The organism is Aeromonas sp. 604176, from assembly GCF_049170755.1.
In the GTDB taxonomy this organism is placed as follows: domain Bacteria; phylum Pseudomonadota; class Gammaproteobacteria; order Enterobacterales; family Aeromonadaceae; genus Aeromonas; species Aeromonas veronii_A.
In genome coordinates, this window is record NZ_JAAKNE010000005.1 from 24,242 (window position 1) to 50,983 (window position 26,742).

The following is a 26,742-nucleotide window of genomic DNA, read 5'->3' on the forward strand; positions in this document are numbered from 1 at the left end:
ATACGGGATTAATATGATTAAGAAAGCCGTTTTTCCTGTCGCGGGTATGGGTACCCGCTTCCTTCCCGCCACCAAGGCATGCCCGAAAGAGATGTTGCCAGTGGTCGACAAGCCGTTGATCCAGTATGCGGTTGAGGAGGCCATTGCCGCCGGTATTACCGACCTGATCTTTGTTACATCCTGGACCAAACGTGCCATCGAAGATCACTTCGATAGCAACTTCGAGCTTGAGTACAAGCTCGAACAAGCAGGTAAGAAGGCGTTGCTCGATACCGTCAAGAACATCATCCCCGCCGGCGTCAACTGCTTCTATGTTCGTCAAACTGAAGCCCTTGGACTGGGCCACGCCGTACTGTGTGCCAAGCAGATCGTTGGTAACGAGCCGTTTGCTGTATTGCTGGCTGACGACATGATCCACTGCGACAAGACTCCCTGCCTCGACACCATGATTGCCCTCGCTGGCGAGAGCCATTGCTCGGTCGTGGCTGTAGAAGCCGTGCCGATGGAAAAAGTCAGCCAGTATGGTGTCATTGCACCACAAGCGGTGAGCGAACGCCTGTATAAACTCAATGGCGTCGTGGAGAAACCGCCCCGTGAGGAGGCGCCATCCAACCTCTCCATCGTTGGCCGATATGCACTGCAGCCACGCATTTTTGAGCTACTTGAGCAGACCCAGCGCGGGGCCGGTGGCGAGATCCAGTTGACCGATGCCATTGCCGATTTGCTCAAGGAGCAAGAGGTCATGGCTTACGAGTTTGACGGTATCCGCTATGACTGCGGCAGCAAACTGGGCCATATGAAAGCCAACATTGAATATGGCCTGCGCCATCCCGAGTTGTCGGACACGCTGCGAGCCTATCTCGAAGAATTGCTGGCACACTGAGCGTAGGACACCATGTCGCGAGATCTCAGTGTTATTACACCGTTCCACTTTCAGCAAAGTGGGCGGGGTAGTCTGGATTCTGCGGTGAAGAGACTGGAGGCATGCCTCCAGTCTCTTCATATCGCAGGCGATCTGGATATTTTGATTCCGACTAACCAGCGCAATCTGCTAGCAGGGCAGCTTGATGCCCGGATCTTGGAAGACTCACAGCCTTTTCCTATCTACTCGCCTGGACTGGCGCGTAGCCATGGTATTGAGCACAGTACCGCACGCACGCTCTTTATCATGGATGCAGACCTCCTTTGCTCACCGCAACTGGCCAAGCAACTTCCTGACCGCTGCCAGCTGTATGCTCATTCAGGGCAACCCTCTTTTGAGATGTACCCCTGCCTCTATCTGACCAAGGAAGAAACGGAGCGCTTTGACGGGGATTTTCAGGGCTGCCTGGAATCCTTTCTGCGCGGGGAGAATCACCGGGTGGAGGGAATCGCCCTGGCCAGTAGTTGCTTGCTGATGAATCGCGAGTGGTTTTTGCAACTGGGGGGCTTTGACGAGCAGTTTGTCGGCCATGGCGGCGAAGATCTCGAACTGATTGACCGGCTCACCCGTCATTATCCCATCGGGCCGAGACCGGATGACTATGCCCTGAATATCAAGGCACAGCATCCGGGGGATTATCAGGGGTTTCGGCGCTATTTCAGTTATTATGCGCTGCCCCATCTGTTTGCCGGCCGGTTTCTGGTTCACCAGTGGCATCCGCGCCCCCTGACTCACCCTTACCACAAACGGCGGGCTAACAATGATCAGTTGCTTGAGCAGATGCTGGCTCGCAGTGAAGCAGAGCGAGGCCCGTTGAAAGGGCCCGTGGTGCCCTGTAACGACCTTGGCGGGGAGCTGCCGGATTTTCGCGAGTGGATGATCCGTTTGCAGGAGGAGGCGGGCTATCCGGTGAGCGAATATCCGGGGCTGTTGCGCTGGCAAGAGGGGGTGCAGCGCAAGCGGCCACTGTGGCGCAAGCTGCGCAAGCTCTACCTCAACCCTCGGGCCTTTTTCAGAGATATGTTTAAGCCCACATCTCGCTGAACTTTTTATCTGAGCAATTTGCATGACTCTATGGACACAATCCAGCGGCATACTGGCCCGCAGCACTCAAATCAGCGCCTGTCTGGGACAACCCTTGGCGCGCTTTGCTTCCCCTGATGCCGTACAGCCGGGGGATGTGCTGGTCGGCTGGGGCCAGAAGGCTAATACCCACCAGATCAAGGAGCAGGCCAAGACCCTGAGTTTGCCCTATTGGCAGCTGGAAGACGGCTTTATCGGTTATATCGGCCACCCCGCCAGGGGGGGCAAGGCGGTCTCATTGATCGCCGATCCGGTGGGGATCTATTACGATGCCCGCCAGCCCAGCCAGCTTGAACAATTGATTGCCACCCCGTGCGAGCCACAGATGTTGGCACGGGCCGAGCGACTGATCGATGAGCTGGTACGCCTCGGGGTCACCAAATACAACTGTTATGCCACTGCCCCCGATCAGTCGATTGCCAGCGGCAGCGTGACCGCCCTCTCTGCCGTCGGGGACTATGGCGGCTTGCCATCAGGGCTTGCCACTCGTCTGCAGCAGAGCGCCAAACCCAGGATCCTGCTGGTCGATCAGGTGGCGGGGGATCTCTCCATTCCGGGGGCGCTGGCCAGTGAAGCTGATTTTGTGGCGATGGTGGAGGCGGCGCGCCGCAATCATCCCGATGCGCGCCTGTTGCTGCGCACCCATCCCGATACTCGCCTTGGCAAGAAGCGCGGGGTGTTGGCCCGTCTGAACCTGGATGATGTGGAGATTGTGGCCGATCACTGCCATCCCCATGCGCTGCTCAATGTGGTGGATGCGGTCTATACGGTGTCATCCCAGCTTGGTTTTGAAGGCCTGTTGCTTGGCAAGCCGGTCTATTGCTTCGGTATGCCGTTTTATGCCGGTTGGGGGCTGACCCATGACAGCAAGCAGTGTGAACGGCGCAACGTAAAAGTGTCGCTCGCCCAGCTGGTCGCGGCAGCCTTGATCCGCTATCCCCGCTATCTCGACCCTGTGCTGGGCCAGCGTTGCGAGGTAGAGGAGGTGGTCGCCATTATTGCCAATCAGCGCCGTCCCGCGCCGCGCTGGCGCCGGCTCTATCTGGTGGGTTTCTCGCTGTGGAAGCGGGCATTTATGCAGGCGTTTTGCCAGCATTTGGCCGATGAGCTGCACTTTGTGCGCAAGCCACCCAAGCGGTTGACCGGTGACGAGCAGATATTGGTGTGGGGTAGCCGCCACCCTGATCTCGCCTCTGCAATCCGGGTCGAGGATGGTTTTATTCGCTCGAGGGGGCTGGGCTCCAATCTCTGTCGTCCCTCCTCCTTGTCACTGGACCCGGTCGGGATCTATTTCGACAGTCGCACTCCCAGCGGGCTGGAACAGTTGCTCAACTATCAGGAGTTGACAGAGGCAGAGGTCAAGCGCGGGGATGCGCTGCTCGCCTTGCTACGGGAACACAGGGTCAGCAAATACAATGTGGGCGAGCCGCAGCACTACACCAGGCCTGATGATGGCCGTGAGCTGGTGCTGGTGGTGGGTCAGGTGGATGGCGATGCCTCCATCCTGACCGGGAGCCCCCATATTCGCAGCAACGAGCAGTTGCTGTGGGCGGTGCGAGCGGCTAAACCCGACGCTCATATTCTCTACAAACCACACCCTGATGTGGTGGCGGGCAATCGTGGTGGGGCGATTTCTGCGGCCTGTCTGGCGGAGTGTGTCGATAGTCAGGTGCTGGATATTGGGCTCACCAGCCTCTATCCCCATGTGGATGAGCTGCATACCATGACCTCGCTCAGTGGCTTCGAGGCGCTGGTGCAGGGGGTCAAGGTGACGACCTGGGGCCAACCCTTCTACAGTGGCTGGGGGTTGACCACGGATGCCAATCCGCCTGCTCGTCGTCAACGTAGTCTGCCGCTGGCGGCGCTGGTCTATCTGACGCTGGTTGCCTATCCGCTCTATCTCGATTGGCAGACCGGGCTCTGGATAAGTCCGGAGCAGTTGATCCACCAACTGGCGAAGCAGGGACACTCATCGGCCCAAAAAGCGAGCCGCTGGCAACGCTGGCAGCTCAAGCTCGGTTACTTGTTCCAGACGCTCATGCAGCGCCCCTCTCTCTCCCCGTTTTTGAGATAAGTCGTTAATGAAGATTTTGTTACTGCAAGGCCCGCTTGGCCCTTTCTTTCAGACCCTGAGTCGCCAGTTGACCGAGGCGGGACATCAGGTGGTGAAGATCCATTTCAATGGCGGGGATGAGTGCTGGCCCTGTGCCGGAAAAAATCTGCGTTTTCGCGGGAAACCGGAAAGCTGGAACGCCTTTTTCCGCCGGGTGCTCAAGCAGCAGGGTATCGATACGGTGATCTGTTACGGGGACTGCCGTTATTACCATCTGGAGGCTGGCCGTATCTGCAAGTTGAAGCGAGTGCCATTCTGGGCGATGGAGGAGGGCTATCTCAGACCCGATTTCGTCACGCTGGAGCAGGGTGGGGTCAATGCCTTCAGCCCCTGGTATGAGCGGCGCGATCAACTTGCCCAACTGGATTGGCCTGTGCCTTATGACAGCTCGCTCAAGGTGGGCAAGACCTTTGCGGTGCGCGCCTGGTATGCCAGTCGCTACCACATCAACAAGTCGCTGTTCCGTTGGCGTTATCCCCACTTTGTGAATCACCGTCCCTGGAGTCTGGTGCAGGAGGCGATGGGGTGGGTCTGTGGCGCCATGGTGAAATACGGCAACTTGCGCCAGGATCGCGCCCTGCTCAAGGCGTTGCCGCAGCACGCCGGGCGGATCTTCTTTGTGCCACTGCAAGTGACCGAGGATTTTCAGATCCGGGAGCACTCTGACCTGAGCGGGGTGGAGGAGATGGTTGCGCAGGTGATCAACTCCTTTGCGGAGCATGCCAAACCCGAAGATGTGTTGCTGTTCAAGCACCACCCCATGGATCGGGGCTATGTCAGTTATCGTGCCCAGATAAACAGACTCATTGCGGTGCTTGGCCTGGAGGGGAGGGTCTTTTACGGTTATGAACTGCCGCTGCCAACCCTGTATCCCTTGCTCAAAGGTGTGATCACCATCAACAGCACGGTCGGTCTCTCTGCTTTGCTCCATGATGTACCCACCTTCTGCATGGGGCGGGCACTCTATGATATTGACGGTCTGACCACCAAAGGTTCGCTGGCCTCCTTCTGGCACTCGCAGAGCCCGGTATGTGCCGAGACATTCAAACGGGTGCGCCACTCCTTGCTCCATCTGACCCAGCTCAATGCCAGTTTTTACCGTCATCTGAAAATGAGTGCGCTGGCGGTCATGGAAAAAATGAAGCTTTCAGCGCCGAATATGCGTGATGAGCTTGTATCGCCGGAACGCCGTATGAGGGTGAATAATACCATGTGCCTTACATTACCCTGGCTGGCCACTCTCGATGGTATTAGCGACCCGTTTACATCTATCGGTTCAACCGCTCTGATGTTACTCGTTTGATGTCTGCCTATTTTTGATTTAGTGTGTTAGTGAGAGGTAAATAAAACCAGGAAGGTTAACATGAACATTCACGGTTGCTTGTTATCCATTGGACTCTTGGGGTTGCCGACTTTTTCCATGGCAGCTGAACATGATCTTTCACTTATTATTCACGGGGCATCAATACACAGTGATTGTTCGCAGGGAACAGGAAAAAAAAGCAAAACCTGTGACTTTAATGGTTTTAACCCGGGATTGGGATTGGCGTGGGTGTTCTTGGGTGACAACGACACGGGAAAACTTGCGCTGCGCGGCGGGCTTTATCGGGATTCTCTAGAAAATACAGCTGGTTATGCGGGTTTCTCTTATCGGAAAGATTGGTATCTCACCGAACATGTTTTTGCTGGGGTAGGGGCGCAGGCTGGTTATCTCAACGGTTCGGGTATTGATGGTTTTGCCGCTTTGCCGATAGTGATACTGGGTTACAAGTCAGTTGCATTGGAAGTCGGTTATGCACCCAAGGTTGATTGGGTACCTGGGGGAGACCATGTCGCGGTCACCACCTTCTCATTGCGATGGACGCTGTAATATTAGCGAAATATGATCGCCATTACGCATTGTACTTTGTCATTTTGTCACGTTTTTTTAATACACATTTGTGGTGGATATAATCTGGCAAGCTGTGTGAAATATATTTCAGGCCAGATTTTGACTTGTGAGTCATAAAATGGTGCCCCATTTTATCTGAGCAACAATTATTGTGGGTTTATTTCAAGATGAGCTAAGTGGCATATTCATTTATCAATATTGATTGCATCTGGAACATTTAAAAATAAAAAGCCCTTCACCATGGTGAAGGGCTTTTTGCTATCTGGCGTTAGCCGATGGGGTCGCCCCGCTCTGGCTTAGTAGCCCTGCTGGTGCACGTCCATCACGGCGCGGCCGGACGGGTCGGCCATCTCCTTGAACTTGGCATCCCACTCCAGCGCGGTGGGGGTGGAGCAGGCGACCGACTTGCCGTAGGGCACGGTACGGGCGGCAGCTTCCAGCGGGAAGTGCTCGTCGAAGATGGCGCGGTAGAAGTAGGCCTCCTTGGTGAGCGGGGTGTTGATGGGGAAGCGGAAGGCGGCCGCTTCGAACATCTGATCCGTCACTTCCTGCTCCACCATGGCTTTCAGGCTGTCGATCCACGAATAACCTACGCCGTCGGAGAACTGTTCCTTCTGGCGCCATGCCACTTCGTGGGGCAGCAGATCTTCAAACGCTTCGCGCAGGATGTGCTTCTCGATCTTGCCCTTGCCACACATCTTGTCGGCGGGCTGCAGGCGCATCGCCACGTCCATGAACTCCTTGTCGAGGAAGGGCACGCGACCCTCCACACCCCAGGCGGCCATCGATTTGTTGGCGCGCAGGCAGTCATAGAGGTGCAAAGAGGCGAGCTTGCGCACGTTTTCTTCGTGGAACTCTTTAGCGTTGGGCGCCTTGTGGAAGTAGAGGTAGCCACCAAACAGCTCGTCGGAGCCTTCGCCGGAGAGCACCATCTTGATCCCCATCGCCTTGATGTAACGGGCCATCAGATACATCGGCGTGGAGGCTCGGATGGTGGTGACGTCATAGGTCTCGAGGTGATAGATGACGTCGCGCAGGGCATCCAGACCCTCCTGCACGGTGAAGTGGATCTGGTGATGGATGGTGCCCAGATGGTCGGCCACCTTGCGGGCGGCGGCGAGATCCGGAGATCCTTCCAGACCGACGGCGAAGGAGTGCAGTTGCGGCCACCAGGCTTCGCTCTTGCCATCGTCCTCGATGCGGCGCGCCGCATAGAGCTTGGTAATGGCGGAGATAACGGACGAATCGAGCCCGCCGGAGAGCAGCACGCCATAGGGTACGTCGCACATCAGCTGGCGTTTGACCGCTGCTTCCAGCGCGGCTTTCAGCTCGGCCTTGTCGCTGACGTTGTGCTCGACCGAGCTGTATTCCATCCAGTCGCGTTTGTACCACTGTTTGAGCTCGCCATCCTTGCTCCACAGATAGTGTCCCGGCGGGAAGGTTTCGACGCTCTTGCAGACCGGCACCAGCGCCTTCATCTCGGAGGCGACATAGAAGTTGCCGTGCTCGTCGCGACCGGTATAGAGGGGGATGATCCCCATGTGGTCGCGACCAATCAGGTAGGCATCCTGTTCGGCGTCATAAAGGATGAAGGCAAAGATGCCGTTGAGATCGTCGAGAAACGCCGGGCCCTTCTCCTTGTAGAGAGCTAGCAGCACTTCACAGTCGGATTTGGTCTGGAACTGGAAGTCGACCTTGAGGGTCTTTTCCAGCTCTTTGTGGTTGTAGATTTCGCCGTTGACCGCCAGCACATGGGTGCGCTCGGGGTTGTAGAGCGGCTGGGCGCCATTGCCCGGGTCGACGATGGCCAGACGCTCGTGCACCAGAATGGCTTTGTCGGAGCTGTAGACGCCGGACCAGTCAGGCCCGCGGTGACGAAGTCGCTTGGACATCTCCAGCGCCGATTTGCGCAGGGCAACTGCATCGGACTTGATATCCAGAATGCCGAAAATTGAACACATTGGCGGTAATCCTCTTGATTTTTATATGAGCCCCCCACGTTTGGGCTCGAAATTCCATTTACATTCCTCGTCAGACACAATGCCTAGCGGAAAAATCTTTTGCAAGCGGGAAAACCGCAGAAAATCATGCCGTAAGCGTCAAGCGGATCAACAGGATAAGGGCTGCTGCAACGGGGCAGGGTGACGTGAACGTCAAGCCGAGGCGGGTTCGAAGATGACGTAGACCTTGCGACAGGGGGTAAGGGTCTCCCACTCACCGACAAAGCCTGCCGGAATCACGAATTGATCGCCGGGTTTGAGAGCAAGCTGGCCGCCCTCACTGTCGTGGATCACCACATCCCCCTCCAGCAGCTGGCAATACTCGTGCTCGGTGTAGTGGATGGCCCAGCGGCCAGGCTCGCAAGCCCAGAAGCCCACGTGAAACTGCTGGCTTGGGTCGGAGTAGTGGTTCCACACCGTTTGCGCCGGGTTGCCCGCTTTAATGCGCTCGGGGGCTGGCATCAGCGGGGTAGGGGCCGCCTCGTGGCGGCCCGGCAAAATCCAGTCGTTGAGGGTCTTCATGGTGCCTCCTTGGCTTCGTCAGATAGGAAAGCGGGGCCATCCCGGCCCCGCGTTTTGTTCGTTTTATTAAACGAGGTTGTGCATAACTTAAACGATGCGCATTCCCTTGCCAAGAGCCCTTGCCAAGGGGCGCAGGTCGACGACTCACAGAGGCTGCAAACGGCGGATCACATGGCGGGCAAAGCCGCTGCCCGCTTCGTTGTAGACGTTGAACACCGCATCCACCCCCTGCTCCTGCAGGGAGGCGATATCATCCTCGAAGCGGACGATGGCGGCGATCTTGCCGTTGAATCCATGGCTGCGCAGCTTCTCGATGGCGTAGAGGTTACCCGAGTGGTGGGGCATCGCCAGCAGCACCAGATTGACTTGATTGGAGAGCAGCACCTTGTCCCAGAAGTCGGTATCGGTGGCATCCCCCTCGATGACGTTCATCCCCTGGGCTCGCAGGGTGGGTAGCTTCTCGCTGTCGTTCTCCACTCCGAGGATGACGTTGCCGTATTTGTTCTCCAGCTCGAAGTAGGCCCCCTGACCGATCCGCCCCATGCCGAGGATGATCACCTCCGCATCGCCCAGCTCGATGGGTCTGTCTTCCGGATGGAGGTTGCTCGCCTGCAATCCCCGCAGCCAGTGGCCGATGCGATGGTAGATGCGCTCACTCTGAGCATTGAGCGGGGCAGAGATCATAAAGCTGGCCGCCAGCGCCAGCGAGACCGCCACCAGCCACTCGTGGGAGAGCCAGCCCGCCTTGGCGGCGATGGCGGCGACGATCAGGCCAAACTCCGAGAAGTTGGTGAGCGCCAGGGTCGAGAGCAGGGCGGTACGCACCCGCAGGTGTGCGCCGCTGTAGACCAGATAGTAGAGCGCGCTTTTGAGCGGCAGGGCCAGCACCAGCGCCAGCGCCAGCAACATGGTGTCGTGGGTCGGCAGGCCGTTGAGGCCGATGGTGAGAAAGAAGCAGACCAGAAAGAGGTCTTTGAGGTTGAAGAGCGCCTTGGCCAATCCCGCCGCCGCCGGATGAGAGGCGAGCAGCATGCCGATGATGAGGGCCCCCAGATCCGGTTTGAGGCCGACCACTTCAAAACCGGCTGCCCCGACCACCAGCGCCAGAAACACGCCGAACAGCACCTGCAACTCGCCGTGCCCGGCACGCTCCAGCAGCTTGAACAGCAGCGGGCGCAGCAGCGGCAGCCCCAGTACCCAGAGCGCCCAGATGCTGGGCCATTTGCCGCTGGAGAAGGCCAGAAAGGCCACGGCGAACACATCCTGCATCACCAGCACGCCGATGGCGATGCGGGCGTAGAGGGCATTCATGTCGCTGCGATCTTCCAGCACCTTGACTGCGAAGACGGTGCTGGAGAAGGAGAGGGCAAAGCCCAGCAGTAGCGCCAGTTTCCAGTCCAGCGAGAGGGCAAGTTCAAGCCCCAGTCCCTTGCAGACCAGCAGCACCACGGTAAAGAGCAGGGTGGAGAGCAGCAGGTGCAGGCTGGTGGTGCCCCACACATCGCGCCGCATCAGGGTCTTGATATTGAGCTTGAGGCCGATGGTGAACAGCAGCAGGGTGACGCCGAGATCTGCCACCTCGCTCAGGGCGGGGGTATTTTCATATCCCATGCCGTTGAGGATAAAACCGGCGGCCAGAAAGCCGAGCAGGGGGGGCAGGCCAATCAGATTGACTACCATGCCGCAGCCAAAGGCCACGGCGATCAGAATGGGTTCCATAACAGATCCTGCAAGGGCAGGAGAGACCTGCCCTGTTTAACGCTTGGGTGGTGATTAGACGATATCGATGTCGACCACGGAGTCGAAAATATGGTTCGGGCGAAACGGCATGCGGTCGATATCGGCGACCTTGCTCACCCCGGAGAGCACCAGCACCGTCTCGAGACCGGCCTGAAAGCCCGCCAGAATGTCGGTGCGCAGGTTGTCGCCGATGATGATGGTGTCGTCGGAGTGGGCCTCCATCCGGTTGAGCGCCGCACGGATGATCCAGGCGCTCGGCTTGCCGACATAGAACGGCTTCTTGCCGGTCATTCGCTCGATGGGGGCGCACAGGGCGCCGCAGGCCGGGTGCATCATGGGGCCGTGGGTATCGGGGTTGGTGGCGATAAAGCGGGCCCCCTGATCGACGAACTTGGCCCCCTGTTGCATCATGGTCCAGTTGTAGTTGCGGGTCTCCCCCACCACCACGAAGTCGGGGTCTATGTCGGTGATGGTGAAACCGGCCTTGTAGAGCTCGTGGGTCAGCGCCCCTTCACCGATCACATAGGCCTTCTTGCCATCCTGACGCTTGAGGAAGTCGGCGGTGCCCATGGCGGAGGTATAGAAGCACTCCTCCGGCACTTCGATCCCGGCGGAGCGGAAGCGGTTTTGCAGATCTTTCTGGGTCTGGGCCGGGTAGTTGGTGAGGAACAAGAGCTTGCTGCCCTGCTCCAGCAGGCGATGGACGAAACGGTCGGCACCGGGGATGAGATCGTTGTTGTGCAGGATAACACCGTCGATATCGCAGATGACGTTCTTCTTCATGAAAACTCCTTGTCAGGGCGCAGGCGAGCCGCCAATCGTTAAGATGTTCAATCATTTATGATTTTTGTGACGCCATTATAAGTCTGTTTGATGACAAGTCTCCCCTGTCTCGTCACTTCGGTGCACAATAAAGCTGCCGTCGGGTCAGTCTGGTGGAGGGGCTGACGCCGGATCACTTTGCTGATGGAGCCGTCGCTATGGACACCCCGATTCCCAAGCCAGTCACCCCCGAACACCTCACCGCCGCGCAATTTATCGCCGGACTGCCGAAGCTGGAGTTGCACCTGCATATCGAGGGCAGCCTCGAACCCGAGCTGATGTTTGAGCTGGGCCGCCGCAATAATGTGCCACTGCCCTGGCCCGATGTGGCCAGCGTGCGCGCCGCCTATGACTTTGACTGCCTGCAATCCTTTCTTGACCTCTACTATCGCGGCGCCAGCGTGCTGGTGACCGAGCAGGACTTCTTCGACCTCACCTGGGCCTATCTTGAGCGTTGCGCCGCCGACAAGGTGGTGCATGTGGAGATCTTCTTTGACCCGCAGACCCACACTGCCCGCGGTATCCCCTTTGCTACCGTGCTAGGTGGCATCGAGCGGGCGCTGCAGCGCGGGGAGCAGGAGTTTGGCATCAGCTGGCGCCTTATCATGAGCTTCTTGCGCCACCTGAGCGAGGAGGAGGCGTTCGCTACGTTGGCAGAGGCCATGCCCTTCCTGTCACGGATCCACGGCATCGGCCTCGACTCCGGGGAGAAGGGCAATCCGCCAACCAAGTTTGCCCGGATTTTTGCCAAATGCCGCGAGCTGGGGCTGCCGGTGGTGGCCCATGCGGGCGAAGAGGGGCCTGCCGACTACATCTGGCAGGCGATCAACGAGCTGCAGGTGTGCCGTATCGATCACGGGGTGCGCTCGGCCGATGATCCCGAGCTGCTGCGCTATCTGGCGGATACCCGCTTGCCGCTCACCGTCTGCCCCCTCTCCAACACCCGGCTCAAGGTGTTCGGCAATATGGCCCAGCACAATGTGTTGCGACTGCTGGAGCAGGGGCTCTGCGTCACCATCAACTCGGACGATCCCGCCTACTTTGGCGGCTATATGAATGCCAACTTTGTGGCGCTGGCCGATGGCCTTGGCGCGACCATGAGTCAGCTCTGTCGCTTGTCGCTCAATGCGGTGGAGGCAAGCTGGCTCTCTGTGGCCGACAAGGCGCGCCTGACTCGGGAGATCCGCAGTTATGCCGAGACTCACGGGGTGATCCTGCACTGAGTCAGGCGCCAATGAAGTCGAGATGAGATGCACTAGATATAAAGAGAGGCCCGCCATCACTGGCGGGCCTCTTTCGTTTCAATGGTCGGTGTGGTTATTAGGGAAGGTCAGCGTTATGCCACTCGCACCAGAAACTTCTCGCCCTGTCCTTCGCGCTTGAAGCGCTCGAGCAGGGTAGGCAGTGACTCAAAGTCGCCGACCACCAGCGGCGGCAGGGTCAGCTCGCCGCTCGCTATCTGCTCCATCATGGCGACCCCGGCGGCGACCAGTCGGCTCCACTGTTTGTCCGAGCCAAAGGCGTGCTGGGCACCCAGTGCAATCTCGTGTAACGAGTGGCAATGGGCAAAGGCGGGCAGCGGATTGTGCGGGATGCGCCCCAGCACAGTCACCATATGGCCGTAGTAGCCCAGCGCGGGCAGCAAGCTCTCTGCCTGTTGGCTGGAGACCAGATCGATGATCCCCTCGAACGGCTCGTTGCCGTTGGCCGCCTGCAAAGTGGCCAGCCACTCGGGATCCCGATAATCGGCCACCCCCTGCACGCCGATCTGTTTGAGCCACTGATGGTGGCGTGGGCTGGCGCTGGCAAAGACTCGCGCTCCTTGCTGGAGGGCGAGCTGCACCGCAAAGCGGCCGACACTGCTGCCGGCGCCGGTGATGAGCAGCGCTTCCCCGTGCAGGCGCGGCAGCTTGGCCAGCGCCTGCCACGCAGTGAGGCCGGGACAGGGCAGGGCGGCGGCCGCCTCGTCACTCAGGGCATCGGGCACTGGCAGCAGGGCGCGGGCTGGTACCCGGGTGTGGCGGGCAAAGCTGCCGTGGTGGCGCAGGTCGGTGTGATAGGCGACCCGGGCACCGAGGCGCAGATGGCTGACGTTGGCGCCGAGGGCCACGATAGTGCCCATGCCATCGACGCCGGGCACCTGACCATCCTGCCAGTTGGAGTGGCCATACTCGATCAGCTTCCAGTCCACCGGATTGAAGGCGATAACCCGGTTTGCCACCAGTACCTCGTCAGGGGCGAGCGGTGCCAGGGGCAGATCGGCGAGGGTAAGCTGGGTCGGTTCACCGGGGGCATGCCAGCACCAGGCTTGGGTGTGATTCATGATGACTCCTTGTGAAAGCGAGGGGAGAGAACAACGAGATCATTGCAACAGTGATTCGGTCAGTCATATCACTGTTGCTAATGCGCAACAATACGGCAGGCCCCAACCTGTGGGGCCTGCTTTACGTGGCCGGTTGGCCATTGGCAATCAGCGGCTGGCTGCTGCGTCCTCGGCCTGATAGACGGGGTAATCGGTCAGCCCCTTCTCGCCACCGCCAAACAGGGTGGCCGGATCGTGGGGAGCCAGCGGATAGCCGTGGCGCAGCCGTTCCGGCAGATCCGGGTTGGCGACGAAGGGGCGGCCAAAGCCAATCATGTCGGCCCAGCCCGCCTTGAGGGCGGCGCGCGCCCGCTCGCCATCATATTTGCCGGCATAGATCAGGGTGTTGGGGAAGGCATCGCGCAGACCCTGCTTGAAGTTCTCCGGCATCAGGGGGGCATCGTCCCAGTCCGCTTCGGCGATGTGCAGGTAGACCACGTTGAGCTGGCCCAGCAGGCGGGCGGCGGCCAGATAGGTCTCCTGCGGGTTGGCATCCACGGTGCCGTTGAGGGTGGTGAGCGGCGCAAGACGCACCCCTACCCGGTCAGCCCCGATCTCGCTACTAACCGCTTCTGTCACCTCCTTGAGGAAGCGCAGCCGGTTTTCCAGCGATCCGCCATAACTGTCGGTGCGGGCGTTGGATTCGGAGTCGAGGAACTGGTTGATCAGATATCCGTTGGCGGCGTGCAGCTCGATGCCGTCAAAACCGGCGCTGATGGCGTTGCGGGCCGCCTGACGGAACTGGCCCACCACCGCATCGATATCGGCCCGGGTCATGGCGCGCGGAGTGACGGTCTCGACAAAGCCCGGCGCATCGCTGCCGTTATCGACGAACACCTTGACGCCCACTGCGGGCAGGGCTGAAGCGGAGATGGGCTGGGCGCCGCCGATGTTATCCGGATGGGTGACGCGGCCCACGTGCCAGAGCTGGGCGAAGATGGTGCCCCCCTTGGCGTGCACGGCATCGGTCACCAGCTTCCAGCCAGCGATCTGCTCGGCGCTGTAGATGCCCGGCGTCCAGGCATAGCCCTTGCCCATGGGGTCGATTTGGGTGCCTTCGCTGATGATCAGGCCCGCCTCGGCGCGCTGGGCGTAGTAGCTGGCCATCATGGCGTTGGCCACATCACCGGGCTGACTGGCACGGGAGCGGGTCATGGGGGGCATGACGATGCGGTTGGCAAGGTGCAGCTGGCCGAGGCGCAGCGGGCAGAACAGGTGATCGTGGCTCATCTTGAGTTCCTCATGGTGGAAGTGAGGCCACTTTATGCCGCCATCTTGTTGTGAAAAAGGGGGGTAATTGCACAAGAGAATTGTGCTTGATGCAGCAATCGATGCAGCAATCAGTGCAAACCGTCGGGAAAGAGGCGTTGAGGCATAAAGTTGAAGCATAAAAAAGAGGGCCGTCTGGCCCTCTTCTGTATTCTGCTGGTGGCAGGCTCAAGCCGTGGCGGGCATCACTTTCACCCGCTCGATGCGCCGCTCGCTCACCTCGATCACCTCGAAGTTGAGTTGCTGCAGTTGCAACTGCTGGCCCGGGGTGGGCAGGGTGCCGAAGTGGGAGAGCAGCATGCCCGCCAGGGTCACGTATTCATCGCTCTCGCTCACCAGCCCCTCATGCTCCAGCACCTGCTCCACATGATGGATGTTGGTGCTGCCGTTGATCAGCCACCCTTCGCCATCGCGCACGATATCCGGGGTTTCGTCTTCGTCCGGCAGCTCGCCGACGATGGCCTCCAGCAGATCGTGGGTGGTGACCAGCCCCTGGATCACGCCAAACTCATCGGAGACCAGAATAAGGCTCCCCTTGGCTTTGCGCAGCTCCGCCAGCAGGCGGATCACGTTGATGGTCTGCGGCACGATAATGGGGTCGTTCTGCTTGGCCAGTTCGCTCAAGGATTGCCCTTCGTTCAAGGCAAACAGCAGGTCCCGCGCCTTGACCACTCCGATCACCTCGTCCAGATCCCCGTCACAGATGGGGAAGAGGCTGTGGGGCTCGCGCTGCAGCAGGGCGCGGATCTCGTCGCTGGAGTCGTTGATATCGATCCAGGCCATCTCCGAGCGCGGGGTCATGATGGTGCGAATGGAGCGCTCGGCCAGCGACAGTACGCCGGTCACCATATAGCGCTCCTCCTCGCCAAAGCTCACCGGCGCTACGGCCGGGGCATCCAGATCGTCATCCGGCTGATCCTGATAGGCCTTGCTGCCCATCAATTTGAAGATGGCGGCTGTGGTGCGCTCGCGCAGCGGCTGTTTGGATTCGTGACGCATGGCGCTGCGCTGGGCCAGCTGGTTGAAAAACTCGATCAGCACCGAGAAGCCGATGGCCGCGTAGAGGTAACCCTTCGGAATATGGAAGCCGAATCCTTCCGCCACCAGGCTGAAGCCGATCATCAGCAGGAAGCTCAGGCAGAGCACCACCACGGTCGGGTGGGCGTTGACGAAGCGGGTCAGCGGCTTGGAGGCGAGCACCATCACCACCATGGCGATGGTCACGGCGGCCATCATGACGCCAAGGTGTTCCACCATGCCGACGGCGGTGATGATGGAGTCGAGCGAGAAGACCGCATCGAGCACCAGAATTTGGGCGATCACCACGCCGAAGCTGGCGTAGGCGCCGACAGGGCCGTCATCCTGGGGTTTGGCTTCCAGCCGCTCATGTAGCTCGGAGGTGGCCTTGAACAGCAGGAACAGGCCGCCCCCCATCAGGATCAGGTCCCGACCGGAGAAGGGGTGATCCCACAGGTGCAAAATCGGGGTGGTCAGGGTGACCAGCCATGACATGACGCTCAGAAGTCCAAGTCGCATCAGCAGGGCCAGCGACAGGCCGATGACGCGTGCCTTGTCCCGCTGGGCGGGAGGCAGTTTTTTCACCAGAATGGCGATAAAGACCAGGTTGTCGATCCCCAGCACGATTTCCAGAATGATCAGGGTAAACAGACCGATCCAGATATGGGGATCCAGCAGCAATTCCATTGTATGACCTCAATAAAAACAGACAGAGCAGAGAGTGATCACGGCGCGCGATGGCCGCAGTAACAGCAAGGCAAAGGTGTTATTCAGAGGCGCTGATTAAGCAGAAAAAGATAGGCTTTGACAGAGAGAGACGAAGGGCAACTTCGGGGATTGTCCATGATGGGCAATAAAACCTCGGGTGAAAAATGAGCCCTGATGATAGCGGCTGGCGCCAATTTGGCAAGAGCAGCGTCAGCGAGGCGTGATGGGGTTGTGATGCGACAGGGGGAGGCAGCGGTGCCGCTCTCCCCCGTGCGGTCGTTACAACCAGCGCTTTTCGCGGGTGAAACAGACCGACAGCCAGGCATCCCCAAGGGTGTCGCCAAGGCGAGACCAGAGCTCCTGACGCAGGGCATCCTGACGTTCGACGGGCCACTCCTGACCCGGCGCCACCAGAATGTTCAATTCCAGATCGAAGCGGCGACCGCTTTTGGCCAGATGGCTGTAGCACTCTATGCCGTGGCGCTGGCGCAGCGCTTCGATCTCCTGTTCGACTTGCCGTGGCACATCCCCCTTGGGAGCGATCTTCAACACTTCCCGCAGGTTGCGACCGAGCACCTTGATGGGAATGAGGGTGGCACAGAGGGCCAGTAGCGAGACCAGCACCGGGTCTATGTAGCGGTTGTATTGGCCGTAGCCGATGGCATCGAGGCCGATGGCGACCACGAAACCGATAAGCAGGGTGGCGCTGAGCAGGGTATCCACCAGCCACTCTTTGGAGTCGACCCGCACCAGCTCGGAGTCTACCTGCTCGGCGACCTGGGCTTCGATGCGATAGATGATGGCGCAGAAGAAGGTGGAGACGGCGGCATAGATGAGGGCGTGGCCGAGATCGATCTCCCGTCCGCCATCCAGCAGGGTGGTGATGCCGCTATAGAGAGCGCCAAGGCAGAGCAGCAGAATAATGGTGCCATTGATGACGTTGGTGATGGGCTCGAAGTGGGCGTAGCCATACTGGAAGCGCGCATCGGAAGGGCGGGTAACGAGATAGGCGGTAACAAGACCGAGGCCTGTCATGCCCATGCTGAACAGGGTGAAGATACCATCGAGCATGATGGCGTTGGAACCGACGAAGAGGCCGTAGCCGATGCCGAAGATGGCAAAGGTGATACAACCGAACAGCGACAGGGTAAGCGCCTGTTTTTCGGTGGTGACCAGCGTACTGATAACATGGCTGTGGTGAGCCATAAAAGTCCTCCTTTCAAATGGTGAATATTGCCAAGCGCAAGCGGTTTTCTAGCTGATATACTGCCCGCTCACATGTGAGCGGACTGGCCTGACTGCCATTGACAGGCGGCTGGCCAGTCGTTGTCGCCGGCGTGCCGGCATCAAGCAAAGGATGGGAACAAGGATTCATGATCCCGAGACTCGATTACCAGGACAGTTTGTCACCCGCAACCCTGCAGTTTCTTGAGTTGCTAGAGCGCAGCGCATTTCGTGGTGATATCGAAAAGTCTTATGCAAGCCGGTTGGCGATGGCGACGGATAACAGCGTCTATCAGGTAGTACCTCAGGCGGTTCTCTATCCGCGCAGTGCGGACGACATAGCAGCAATGCTCAAGCTGGCCGCAGAGCCGGCGTACCACACTCTGAGTTTTTTCCCTCGCGGTGGCGGTACCGGCACCAATGGTCAGTCATTGGGCGGCGGCATTATCGTCGATCTCTCCCGTTATATGAACCAGATCATGGAAATTAATCTGGAAGAGGGGTGGGTGCGCGCCCAGGCCGGGGTGGTGAAAGACCAGCTCAACGCCTATCTCAAGCCCCATGGCTACTTCTTCTCGCCGGATCTCTCCACCTCCAACCGCGCCACCTTAGGGGGCATGATCAACACAGATGCCTCGGGGCAGGGGTCCCTCGTTTACGGTAAAACCTCGGATCACGTGCTGGGTCTCAAGGCGGTGCTGGAGAACGGTGACATCATGGCGACCGAGCCGCTGACCGGTGAGCGACTGGCCGACAAGTTGGCGCTGGAGAATCGGGAAGGGGAGATCTATCGCACCCTCTATCGTATCGGCAAGGAGCGCCGCGCCGACATCGAGGCGACCTTCCCCAAGCTCAACCGCTTTCTGACCGGCTACGATCTCAAGCACCTCTATCAACCCGATACCGATACGCTGGATGTGAGTCGGGTGCTGTGCGGCTCGGAAGGATCCTTGGGCTTTATCACCGAAGCCAAACTCAATATCACCCCCATCCCGCGCTACCGCACCCTGGTCAACGTCAAGTACGACAGCTTCCCCTCCGCCCTGCGCAATGCCCCCTTTATGGTGCAGGCGCAGGCTCTCTCGGTGGAGACGGTGGACTCCCGGGTGCTCGGGCTGGCCCGCGCCGACATCATCTGGCATTCGGTGAAAGAACTTATTCAGGATGTGCCCGGCAAGGATCTGCAGGGACTCAACATTGTCGAGTTTGCCGACACCGATGAGGCAGAACACAAGGCCAAGGTGGCGGAGCTCTGCCGCCGTATCGACAATCTGCTCGCCAAGGGGGAGGCGGGGATCATCGGCTATCAGGTGTGTGACCACCTGCCGAGCATCGAGACCATCTACACCATGCGCAAGAAGTCGGTGGGGCTGCTGGGCAACGCCGAAGGACGCAAGAAGCCGGTGGCCTTCACCGAAGATACCGCCGTGCCGCCAGAGTCACTGGCCGATTTCATCATGGAGTTTCGCGCTCTGCTGGATGCCCACGGCCTCGACTACGGCATGTTTGGCCACGTTGATGCCGGTGTGCTGCACGTGCGCCCGGCGCTCGATTTGTGCGATCCCGAGCAGGAGGTGCTGCTGCGCCGCATCTCCGATCAGGTGGTAGCGCTCACTGCCAAATATGGCGGCTTGATGTGGGGCGAGCACGGCAAGGGCTTTCGCTCCGAATACAGCCCCGCCTTCTTTGGCGAACTGTGGGAAGAGCTGCAGCGGGTCAAGGGGGTATTCGACTCGGGCAACCGCATCAACCCGGGCAAGATCTGTATCCCCTATGGTAGCGGCGCCGAGCTGGTGTCGGTGGATGGCCCCAAACGCGGCAAGTATGATCGCCAGATCCCGCTCGCGGTGCGCACCAGCTACACCCGCGCCATGGATTGCAACGGCAACGGTCTCTGCTTCACCTTCGAGACCGACTCCCCCATGTGCCCCTCGGTCAAGATCAGCCGTGATCGTCGCCACTCCCCCAAGGGGCGGGCGGGCCTGATGCGTGAATGGTTGCGTCAGCTGGCAGAGCAGGGCTTCGACCCGTTGGCGGAAGAGGTGGCGCTGCAATCCGGTGGTGTGCGCTTTAAACAGCTGGTGGACAAGGTGCGCAACAGCTGGGCCAAACAGCGCGGCGAGTATGACTTCTCCCACGAGGTGATGGAGGCGATGGCTGGCTGTCTGGCCTGCAAGGCGTGCACCAGCCAGTGCCCGATCAAGGTGGATGTGCCCGATTTTCGCGCCCGCTTTATGCAGCTTTATCATGGCCGCTACCTGCGCGCCCCCAAGGATTACTTCGTCGGCACGGTGGAGAGCTATGCGCCGTTGCTTGCCAAGGCGCCGAAGCTGGTCAACTTTTTCCTCGAAAAAGAGTGGGCCCAGAAGGCGACCGAGAAGAGCATCGGCATGGTGGATGTGCCGCTGCTCTCAGTGCCGACCCTTGCCGAGAGCCTGCACGATAACCGTGCCCGCTATTTTGATCTGCCGGGACTGGAGCGGATGAGCGTCGAGCAGCGCAAGCAGGTGGTGCTCATCGTGCAGGATCCCTTCACCAGTTATTACGACGCCCCTGTGGTGCGCGACCTGGTGAAACTCGCCAGCAAGCTCGGCTTCCAGCCCTACTTGCTGCCCTTTAAACCCAACGGTAAACCCCAGCATATCAAGGGGTTCCTGCGCGCCTTTGCCCGTACAGCGGCCAACAGCGCCCAGTTCCTCAACAAGGTGGCGGCGCTTGGCATTCCCATGGTGGGGGTGGATCCGGCCATGGTGCTCTGCTATCGCGACGAGTATGCCAAGGCGCTGGGGTCGGCCCGCGGTGATTTTCAGGTGTTGTTGCCGCAGGAGTGGCTGCTCTCGCTGCCGGCAGATCAACTGCCTGCTCGCACTGACAAGACCAAGAGCGAGGAGGGGGGCGAGCCCTGGTATCTCTTTGCCCACTGCACCGAGAAGACCGCCAAGCCCTCCACTCACGGCGACTGGAGCACCCTGTTTGGCCGCTTCGGGGCCAGCTTGCAGCCAGTCTCTGTGGGTTGCTGCGGTATGGCGGGCACCTATGGTCACGACGTCAAACAGGTGGAGAACTCCAAGGGCATTTATGGGTTGAGCTGGGCTGACCCGCTAGCCCGTCTACCCAAAGCGCGCTGTCTGGCGACCGGCTATTCGTGCCGCAGTCAGGTCAAGCGGATGGAGGGGGAAAAGCTCAAACATCCATTGCAAGCCCTGCTGGAGCTGCTCTGATGCTGACGTTTCCCAAGCGGTTTCGGGTGCCGAAGGCCTATCGGCACCCGCGTTTCTTGCTATTACCCGCCACCCCCGCTCAGGCGGTGGTGGAGTTTGTCGCCATCCTGCGCGAGCGTGAGCAGCTCCATCAGCTGTTTCGCCCGAATGATATCTGGCCCTCCGCCAACTTCAGCCTGAGCCAGCACGAAGGGGATCTGGAGTGGCAGCAGTCGGAGTTTCTGGCCAAGCGCTCCTTTGCCTATGGCCTCTGGAGCCCGGATCGGGAGCCGCAATTCTGGGGCGGGGTTTATCTCTACCCCTCGGTGTTGCCTGAGGTAGCGGTGGAGCTCTTCTTCTGGAAGGTGGCCGAGGCGCCAATCACGGATGAGGAGCTGGAGATTCAGCTGCGCGACTGGCTCGCCAAGGTGTGGCAGTGGCCAGACCCCCGCTTGCCGGGGCGAGAAGTGCCCTGGGCTGAGTGGCCCGGCGTTACCTACCCCTGGTGACATCCCGCTTAAGGGCATGATTGTGTAACACGCAGTTCCGAGTCGGGGCTGCGTTGTTAACATGTCACCCGGTAACCAACAACTCATATAACCGAACCATTTTGTCGATGGAGGGCGTTTCACTCATATCGGTACGCATTCATCGCTTACATAAGGAGTCTGCTCGCAATGAGTCACGATATTGCGCCCATCTGGCGTAAACCCATGAGTCTGGAGGGGCTCAACGCCACCTCTCGCAACACCCTGATGGCCCATCTCGATATCGTCTACACGGCTTTTGGCTCCGATTGGCTGGAAGCGATCATGCCGGTGGATCACCGTACGCACCAGCCCCTTGGCATGCTGCATGGCGGCGCATCCGTGGTGCTGGCGGAAACCTTGGGATCGATTGCCGCCAATATGGCTGTGGGGCCAGATAGCTACTGTGTGGGGTTGGAGGTGAATGCCAACCATCTGCGGGCCAAACGGGAAGGGGTGGTGACCGGGCGTTGCGCGCCGCTCCATCTGGGAGCAACAACTCAGGTGTGGCAGATTGAAATTCGGGACGAACGTGAGCGTTTATTGTGCACCAGCCGACTGACCATGGCGGTGCTCAAACACAAGCGGGGCAAGGACTCCAGCGAGGAGTGATCTGCAATAACGCACTATGAGTGCAAAATAAGCAAGCCATACTCGCCAGATCCCTCTATAATTGCCAACGTCTTGAGAGGCTTATCACATTTTTCAAGACAGCAGAACAAAGTGGCGCTATAATCGCCGCCTTTTTGCTATTCCGCGGTGTTAGCCGCCTGCCTTAATCTGGAAGAATCTATGTCTGATACCGAACAACTGCCCCTTTTTAGTGAGCTTGGACTGGCCGCGCCTGTATTGAAAGCGCTGCAGGACGTGGGCTATGAGCGCCCGTCACCGATCCAGGCCGCAGCAATTCCCCACCTGATGGCGGGACACGATCTGCTGGGGCAGGCGCAAACCGGTACAGGGAAGACCGCTGCTTTTGCCTTGCCTCTGTTGTCTCGTCTGGAAGCTGGTAACCGCAACACCCAGATCCTGGTGCTGGCGCCTACCCGCGAACTGGCGCTGCAGGTGGCTGAAGCGTGCCAACGCTATGCACACCACATGCCTGATTTCCACGTGCTGCCGATCTACGGTGGTGCCTCCTACGAAACCCAGACCCGCGCCCTGCGTCGTGGTGCCCAGGTTGTCGTCGGTACTCCGGGCCGCGTGATGGATCTGATCCGTCGCAAGAACTTGGATCTCTCCGGCCTGAAAGCTCTGGTACTGGACGAAGCTGATGAAATGCTGCGTATGGGCTTCATCGACGACGTGGACTGGATCATGGAGCAGTGCCCGAGCTCTCGTCAGGTTGCTCTGTTCTCTGCCACCATGCCGGAGCAGATCCGTCGCGTGGCCCAGAAGCACCTGAAGCAGCCCAAAGAGATCAAGATCGCCTCCAAGACTGCTACCGCTACCACTATTCGCCAGCGTTACTGGCAGGTAACCGGTCTGCACAAGCTGGACGCCATGACCCGCCTGCTGGAAGTGGAATCCTACGAAGCCCTGCTGGTATTCGTACGTACCAAGAACGCTGCCGAAGAGCTGGCTGGCAAGCTGGCCGCACGTGGCCACGCCTGTGAAGCGCTGCACGGTGACATCCCGCAGAAGCTGCGTGAGCGTACCGTTGACAAGCTGCGTCAGGGCCAGCTGGACATCCTGATCGCCACCGACGTGGTTGCCCGTGGTCTGGACGTTGAGCGTATCACCCACGTAGTGAACTACGACATTCCGTACGACACCGAATCCTACGTTCACCGTATCGGCCGTACCGGTCGTGCCGGTCGCAAGGGCGAGGCCATCCTGTTCGTGGCTCCGCGCGAGCGCCGCATGCTGCGCGCCATCGAGCACGCAACCCGTCAGGCCATCGAGCCGATGAAGATGCCGAGCACCGAGGACATCAACCAGCATCGTCTGGCCAAGTTCAAAGAGCGCATCCGCGAAACCATGATGGGCGAAGAGCTCGAGATCTACCACAACCTGGTAAACGAGCTGATCGAAGAAGATTCTGCCGATCCGCTGGAGCTGGCTGCCGCACTGGCCAAGCTGGTACAGGGCGACCAACCGCTGCTGCTGGATGACTCCATCCCGGATCCGCTGTTCAACAACAGCAACGATCGTGGTGGCTTCGAGCGTCGTGACTTCAACGATCGCGGCGGTCGTGACTTCGGTGACCGTGGCGATCGTCCGGCCCGTCGCATGCCGTCCCTGGAGCCGCGTCCGCTGAAAGACAACCCGGACGTGGAGATGGAGCGCTACCGTGTCGACGTGGGTGCCCATCACGGCGTCAAGCCGGGCCAGATCGTGGGCGCCATCGCCAACGAAGCGAATATCGAGAGCCGCTTCATCGGCAACATCGACATCGCTGACGACTTCTCCACCGTTGACCTGCCCAAGGGCATTAGCGCCGATGTGCTGGAAGTGATCAAGAAAGCCCGTGTTTGCCAGCGTCCGCTGCAGATCACTCGCTACACCGAGGTGCCGGCCGGTGGCAACACCAGCAGCCGTCCGCCGCGCGGTGATCGTCCGTTCCGTGGCGACCGTCCTTTCAACAAGGATCGCCGTCCGCAGGGTGACCGTCCGTTCAACAAGGATCGCCGCGAAAGTGGTTTCAACAAAGATCGCAAATTCGGTGGCAAGCGCCGCGAAAGCTGATTGCTGATCCCGTTATGAAGAAGGCCGCTCATTGAGCGGCCTTTTTTTGTGCCAGCCTCTCGCGAGGCGGTAAGGTGCTGGTGCGCCGAGGATAACAGGAAAACTGTGCTCAGAACCTTGTGGTGAGCGCTCAGGCTGCCATAAAGCTGTCATGCTGAGGAGATAGATGACGCCGACGTGGCATGCCTCACCATCGCCCTGAGGGTGGTTTGCTGGGTACCCGTCGCTGAGCGTTAGAAAAGGGGGGCATGCCGGCTAATGACACAACGGCGATGAGCAAGCCCATGCCCAACCAGCTGCTCCATGGGAAGTGCCGGGGAGGTGTTGCTCATACAGGCGATGGTCTGGCGAGAGTGCTCACCTGTTTTTGTCGTTGTTGCCGTTGTCGGCACCGATGTTTGTGTTTTCCGGAAAGCAAAAAACCGACCCTGAGGTCGGTTTTTTTAATTTGGCGGTGAGGGAGGGATTCGAACCCTCGATACGTTGCCGTATACACACTTTCCAGGCGTGCTCCTTCAGCCACTCGGACACCTCACCAAATTTTCGTTCACTGCGCTGTTGCGCTGGAACGGGGCGTAATTTAGGGGAAAGGACTGTGTGGGTCAACCTCTTTTCCCCTTATTTTTCATAATCTTTTCCGAATGCCTAACCCTTGCGCAGAATGCCGGTTTTTTAAACCGGATCAGGGCTTGTCGAGGATGATCAGACTGTCCGGCAGCTCGTTTTGATCCCGGGTGGCCGGGAAGGCATCGGTCAGAATGGCACTAACGCGCTCCACGCACTCCAGAAAACCCTGTTCGATCTCCTTGTTGCGCACTCGCGCCACGAAGTCGTCGATGATCTCCTGCCACTGGCCGTTGTCGATATGCTGGGCGATGCCGTCATCCACCAGTATTTCTACATAGTGCTCGGCGGCTGAGACGAAGATCAGCACCCCGAGCCGGTCGCGGGTGCGGTGCAGCCCTTGCTCGACAAATTGCAGGCGGGCCATCAGGGCCGCCCGGTGCTGGCGAACCTTCTTCGGGATGAGCCGCATCTTGATGGGGGTCCAGTGGAACAGCAGGCTCAGCAGCAGCCAGACCGACCACTGGACCAGCAGGATTTCGTACCAGCCTAGCCAGAAGCCGAGCTGGAACACCAGCAGCGGGGTGAGCATCGCCAGCAGCGCCGCCCAGAGGGTGGGAATGTAGCGATAGCCATCGCTGGCCGGGGCCAGCACGGTCACCAGTTCGGCATCCGTTGCCTGTTCGGCTTGTCTGACCCTGGCCTGAAGCGTGTGATAAAACTGTTTGGAAATCATGTCGTTGTCTCTTAATCCCTGTTACCAGCCACCGGAGGCTCCGCCGCCGCCAAAACTGCCGCCGCCACCGCTGAATCCGCCGCCGGAGCGACCACCAAAGGAGCCGGCACCCAATCCACCGGCCATGTAGGCCGACCGACGTCGTCCTCCCGGCCCACCGCCGCCACCCCCGCGCAGGTTGTGGAGCACGATCATCGCAATCACCACCAGAATAAACAGCCAGGGGCCGCCACCCTTGTCACTCTTTGGCTGCTCGACCGGCTGATATTCTCCGGCGAGTGCCTTCATGATGCTCTGGCTGCCCGCCATGATCCCGGCCACCATATCGCCGCGCTTGAAGGCGGGCAGGATGCGGCCATGGATAATGTTGGCGGCGATGGCGTCGGGCAGGGCGCCTTCCAATCCATAGCCCACCTCGATGCGAACCTTGCGCTCATCCTGGGCGATCAGCAACAGCACGCCATTGTTTTTGCCTTTCTGGCCGATCCCCCAGTGGCGACCGAGCTGGTAGCCGTACTCCTCGATAGTCTCCCCATCGAGGCTGTCGACAGAGACCACCACCAGCTGGATGCCGCTGCGTTTTTCAAAGGCCGCCAGTTGCTGGGTCAGTTGATGGGCCTGTTTGCGGGACATCAGACTGGCTTCATCCACAACCCGTCCGCTCAGCGTCGGGAAGTCGGGTGCCGCTTGCAGGGCAGTGGCCCAGAGCAGCAGACAGGGAAGAAACCAGCGCAGCATCATCTTCATTGGAAGCTGACCTTGGGCGCCTCATCGGCACCGGGTTTGGCACTGAAACTGGGTTTGGCTTCCAGATCCGAGTAGAGCAGCTTGGACCAGATAACGCCGGGGAAGGTGCGGATCTCGGTATTAAACTGGCGCACCGCCTCGATATAGTCGCGGCGTGCCACCGAGATGCGGTTCTCGGTTCCTTCCAGTTGAGCCTGCAGGGCAAGGAACTGCTGATCCGCTTTCAGCTCGGGGTAGCGTTCTACCACCACCATCAGGCGGGAGAGGGCGCTGGAGAGCTGGTTCTGCGCCGCTTCAAACTCCTTGAGCTGGGCAGGATCGCTCACCTGCACGCTGCCGACCCGGGCACGGGCATCGGTGACCGCCTTTAGGGTCTCCTGCTCATGGCTGGCGTAGCCCTTGACGGTTGCCACCAGATTGGGAATGAGATCGGCACGGCGCTGATACTGGTTTTCCACCTGCCCCCAGCTCGCCTTGACCTGCTCATCCAGGGTCGGAATGTTGTTCATGCCGCAGCCGGTCAGGCCGAGCAGCAGGGTCAGGGTCAACAGGCTCTGCGTGGTTCTGCGCCAGAGTGATGTGGCCATCTTGTTGTTCTCCTTTGATA

General features: G+C 59.6%; 21 protein-coding genes and 1 tRNA gene. 10 read left to right on the forward strand and 12 right to left on the reverse strand.

The features are described from left to right. Window positions 1-13: 13 nt before the first annotated feature. The 5 genes from galU to G5358_RS01695 are packed head-to-tail and all read left to right on the forward strand — an operon-like array spanning window position 14 to window position 5,988. Complete coding sequence (gene galU, locus G5358_RS01675; RefSeq protein WP_421323473.1) at window positions 14-883, forward strand: UTP--glucose-1-phosphate uridylyltransferase GalU; 870 nt, start codon at window positions 14-16, stop codon at window positions 881-883. 12 nt (window positions 884-895) lie between these two features. After that, window positions 896-1,966, forward strand: coding sequence for a galactosyltransferase-related protein (locus G5358_RS01680; protein ID WP_421309671.1), 1,071 nt, complete (start codon window positions 896-898; stop codon window positions 1,964-1,966). Between the two features lie 22 nt (window positions 1,967-1,988). Beyond that, a complete protein-coding gene (locus G5358_RS01685) occupies window positions 1,989-4,079 on the forward strand; it encodes a capsular polysaccharide biosynthesis protein (RefSeq protein ID WP_421323474.1) in 2,091 nt (696 codons plus the stop codon). 7 nt (window positions 4,080-4,086) lie between these two features. Beyond that, on the forward strand, window positions 4,087-5,421 hold the full coding sequence (locus G5358_RS01690; protein WP_216953368.1) for a capsule biosynthesis protein: 1,335 nt from the start codon (window positions 4,087-4,089) through the stop codon (window positions 5,419-5,421). A 60-nt stretch (window positions 5,422-5,481) separates the two neighbouring features. Then, a complete protein-coding gene (locus G5358_RS01695) occupies window positions 5,482-5,988 on the forward strand; it encodes a hypothetical protein (protein ID WP_421323475.1) in 507 nt (168 codons plus the stop codon). A 317-nt stretch (window positions 5,989-6,305) separates the two neighbouring features. Here G5358_RS01695 and asnB read toward each other — a convergent pair whose 3' ends face one another. From asnB to G5358_RS01715, 4 genes are all read right to left on the reverse strand, one after another. Continuing rightward, window positions 6,306-7,970 (reverse strand): asparagine synthase B, encoded by a 1,665-nt coding sequence (gene asnB, locus G5358_RS01700; RefSeq protein WP_106842977.1) that lies wholly within the window; start codon window positions 7,968-7,970, stop codon window positions 6,306-6,308. Between the two features lie 192 nt (window positions 7,971-8,162). After that, complete coding sequence (locus G5358_RS01705; RefSeq protein ID WP_129503815.1) at window positions 8,163-8,531, reverse strand: cupin domain-containing protein; 369 nt, start codon at window positions 8,529-8,531, stop codon at window positions 8,163-8,165. A gap of 144 nt (window positions 8,532-8,675) precedes the next feature. Continuing rightward, complete coding sequence (locus tag G5358_RS01710) at window positions 8,676-10,250, reverse strand: cation:proton antiporter family protein (RefSeq protein ID WP_069555033.1); 1,575 nt, start codon at window positions 10,248-10,250, stop codon at window positions 8,676-8,678. A gap of 54 nt (window positions 10,251-10,304) precedes the next feature. Continuing rightward, window positions 10,305-11,054, reverse strand: a complete 750-nt coding sequence (locus G5358_RS01715) for an HAD-IIA family hydrolase (protein ID WP_005337281.1) — start codon at window positions 11,052-11,054, stop codon at window positions 10,305-10,307. Between the two features lie 197 nt (window positions 11,055-11,251). Between G5358_RS01715 and G5358_RS01720 the strand changes: the two genes are divergently transcribed. Next, window positions 11,252-12,316, forward strand: a complete 1,065-nt coding sequence (locus G5358_RS01720; RefSeq protein WP_263083988.1) for an adenosine deaminase — start codon at window positions 11,252-11,254, stop codon at window positions 12,314-12,316. Window positions 12,317-12,429: 113 nt separating this feature from the next. Here the strand turns inward: G5358_RS01720 and G5358_RS01725 are convergent, their stop codons facing one another. The 4 genes from G5358_RS01725 to G5358_RS01740 form a co-directional block, all read right to left on the reverse strand. Then, the gene (locus G5358_RS01725) at window positions 12,430-13,416 is read right to left on the reverse strand and encodes a zinc-binding dehydrogenase (RefSeq protein WP_421323476.1); all 987 of its coding nucleotides are present in this window, start codon (window positions 13,414-13,416) and stop codon (window positions 12,430-12,432) included. Window positions 13,417-13,563: 147 nt separating this feature from the next. Then, window positions 13,564-14,685: an alkene reductase gene (locus G5358_RS01730; protein ID WP_421323477.1), complete on the reverse strand. Its 1,122-nt coding sequence runs from the start codon at window positions 14,683-14,685 to the stop codon at window positions 13,564-13,566. Between the two features lie 207 nt (window positions 14,686-14,892). Then, window positions 14,893-16,428, reverse strand: a complete 1,536-nt coding sequence (locus G5358_RS01735; protein WP_101531322.1) for a TerC family protein — start codon at window positions 16,426-16,428, stop codon at window positions 14,893-14,895. A 300-nt stretch (window positions 16,429-16,728) separates the two neighbouring features. Then, the gene (locus G5358_RS01740) at window positions 16,729-17,655 is read right to left on the reverse strand and encodes a cation diffusion facilitator family transporter (protein ID WP_005361338.1); all 927 of its coding nucleotides are present in this window, start codon (window positions 17,653-17,655) and stop codon (window positions 16,729-16,731) included. 167 nt (window positions 17,656-17,822) lie between these two features. On the opposite strand from G5358_RS01740, the gene G5358_RS01745 reads away from it, so the two are divergent. From G5358_RS01745 to G5358_RS01760, 4 genes are all read left to right on the forward strand, one after another. Further along, complete coding sequence (locus tag G5358_RS01745; protein WP_421323478.1) at window positions 17,823-20,894, forward strand: FAD-binding and (Fe-S)-binding domain-containing protein; 3,072 nt, start codon at window positions 17,823-17,825, stop codon at window positions 20,892-20,894. Continuing rightward, window positions 20,894-21,382 (forward strand): hypothetical protein, encoded by a 489-nt coding sequence (locus G5358_RS01750; RefSeq protein WP_421323479.1) that lies wholly within the window; start codon window positions 20,894-20,896, stop codon window positions 21,380-21,382. The genes G5358_RS01745 and G5358_RS01750 overlap by 1 nt, the downstream gene beginning before the upstream one ends. A 168-nt stretch (window positions 21,383-21,550) precedes the next feature. Continuing rightward, a complete protein-coding gene (locus tag G5358_RS01755; RefSeq protein ID WP_216953377.1) occupies window positions 21,551-22,012 on the forward strand; it encodes a hotdog fold thioesterase in 462 nt (153 codons plus the stop codon). A gap of 180 nt (window positions 22,013-22,192) precedes the next feature. Continuing rightward, window positions 22,193-24,088 carry a DEAD/DEAH box helicase gene (locus tag G5358_RS01760; protein WP_421323480.1) on the forward strand — a complete coding sequence of 632 codons (1,896 nt, stop codon included), beginning with the start codon at window positions 22,193-22,195 and terminating at the stop codon, window positions 24,086-24,088. 449 nt (window positions 24,089-24,537) lie between these two features. Here the strand turns inward: G5358_RS01760 and G5358_RS01765 are convergent. The 4 genes from G5358_RS01765 to G5358_RS01780 all read right to left on the reverse strand — a co-directional run bounded on the left by G5358_RS01765 (window position 24,538) and on the right by G5358_RS01780 (window position 26,722). Continuing rightward, window positions 24,538-24,625, reverse strand: a tRNA-Ser gene (locus tag G5358_RS01765). A gap of 145 nt (window positions 24,626-24,770) precedes the next feature. Continuing rightward, a complete protein-coding gene (locus G5358_RS01770; RefSeq protein ID WP_421209154.1) occupies window positions 24,771-25,388 on the reverse strand; it encodes a TPM domain-containing protein in 618 nt (205 codons plus the stop codon). Between the two features lie 21 nt (window positions 25,389-25,409). After that, window positions 25,410-26,135 carry a TPM domain-containing protein gene (locus G5358_RS01775; protein WP_139743589.1) on the reverse strand — a complete coding sequence of 242 codons (726 nt, stop codon included), beginning with the start codon at window positions 26,133-26,135 and terminating at the stop codon, window positions 25,410-25,412. Continuing rightward, window positions 26,132-26,722 carry a LemA family protein gene (locus tag G5358_RS01780; protein WP_005346564.1) on the reverse strand — a complete coding sequence of 197 codons (591 nt, stop codon included), beginning with the start codon at window positions 26,720-26,722 and terminating at the stop codon, window positions 26,132-26,134. Before G5358_RS01780 ends, G5358_RS01775 begins: the two co-directional genes overlap by 4 nt. Window positions 26,723-26,742 lie beyond the last annotated feature (20 nt).

What these genes read in the sequence shown, in the direction of transcription:
- G5358_RS01685 (WP_421323474.1), top strand. Translation starts at nt 1,989, where the DNA reads ATGACTCTATGGACACAATCCAGCGGCATACTGGCCCGCAGCACTCAA.
- G5358_RS01690 (WP_216953368.1), top strand. Translation starts at nt 4,087, where the DNA reads ATGAAGATTTTGTTACTGCAAGGCCCGCTTGGCCCTTTCTTTCAGACC.
- G5358_RS01710 (WP_069555033.1), bottom strand. Translation starts at nt 10,250, where the DNA reads ATGGAACCCATTCTGATCGCCGTGGCCTTTGGCTGCGGCATGGTAGTC.
- G5358_RS01680 (WP_421309671.1), top strand. Translation starts at nt 896, where the DNA reads ATGTCGCGAGATCTCAGTGTTATTACACCGTTCCACTTTCAGCAAAGT.
- G5358_RS01735 (WP_101531322.1), bottom strand. Translation starts at nt 16,428, where the DNA reads ATGGAATTGCTGCTGGATCCCCATATCTGGATCGGTCTGTTTACCCTG.
- G5358_RS01770 (WP_421209154.1), bottom strand. Translation starts at nt 25,388, where the DNA reads ATGATTTCCAAACAGTTTTATCACACGCTTCAGGCCAGGGTCAGACAA.
- G5358_RS01730 (WP_421323477.1), bottom strand. Translation starts at nt 14,685, where the DNA reads ATGAGCCACGATCACCTGTTCTGCCCGCTGCGCCTCGGCCAGCTGCAC.
- G5358_RS01775 (WP_139743589.1), bottom strand. Translation starts at nt 26,135, where the DNA reads ATGAAGATGATGCTGCGCTGGTTTCTTCCCTGTCTGCTGCTCTGGGCC.
- G5358_RS01780 (WP_005346564.1), bottom strand. Translation starts at nt 26,722, where the DNA reads ATGGCCACATCACTCTGGCGCAGAACCACGCAGAGCCTGTTGACCCTG.
- G5358_RS01760 (WP_421323480.1), top strand. Translation starts at nt 22,193, where the DNA reads ATGTCTGATACCGAACAACTGCCCCTTTTTAGTGAGCTTGGACTGGCC.
- G5358_RS01715 (WP_005337281.1), bottom strand. Translation starts at nt 11,054, where the DNA reads ATGAAGAAGAACGTCATCTGCGATATCGACGGTGTTATCCTGCACAAC.
- galU (WP_421323473.1), top strand. Translation starts at nt 14, where the DNA reads ATGATTAAGAAAGCCGTTTTTCCTGTCGCGGGTATGGGTACCCGCTTC.
- asnB (WP_106842977.1), bottom strand. Translation starts at nt 7,970, where the DNA reads ATGTGTTCAATTTTCGGCATTCTGGATATCAAGTCCGATGCAGTTGCC.
- G5358_RS01750 (WP_421323479.1), top strand. Translation starts at nt 20,894, where the DNA reads ATGCTGACGTTTCCCAAGCGGTTTCGGGTGCCGAAGGCCTATCGGCAC.
- G5358_RS01720 (WP_263083988.1), top strand. Translation starts at nt 11,252, where the DNA reads ATGGACACCCCGATTCCCAAGCCAGTCACCCCCGAACACCTCACCGCC.
- G5358_RS01740 (WP_005361338.1), bottom strand. Translation starts at nt 17,655, where the DNA reads ATGGCTCACCACAGCCATGTTATCAGTACGCTGGTCACCACCGAAAAA.
- G5358_RS01705 (WP_129503815.1), bottom strand. Translation starts at nt 8,531, where the DNA reads ATGAAGACCCTCAACGACTGGATTTTGCCGGGCCGCCACGAGGCGGCC.
- G5358_RS01725 (WP_421323476.1), bottom strand. Translation starts at nt 13,416, where the DNA reads ATGAATCACACCCAAGCCTGGTGCTGGCATGCCCCCGGTGAACCGACC.
- G5358_RS01745 (WP_421323478.1), top strand. Translation starts at nt 17,823, where the DNA reads ATGATCCCGAGACTCGATTACCAGGACAGTTTGTCACCCGCAACCCTG.
- G5358_RS01755 (WP_216953377.1), top strand. Translation starts at nt 21,551, where the DNA reads ATGAGTCACGATATTGCGCCCATCTGGCGTAAACCCATGAGTCTGGAG.
- G5358_RS01695 (WP_421323475.1), top strand. Translation starts at nt 5,482, where the DNA reads ATGAACATTCACGGTTGCTTGTTATCCATTGGACTCTTGGGGTTGCCG.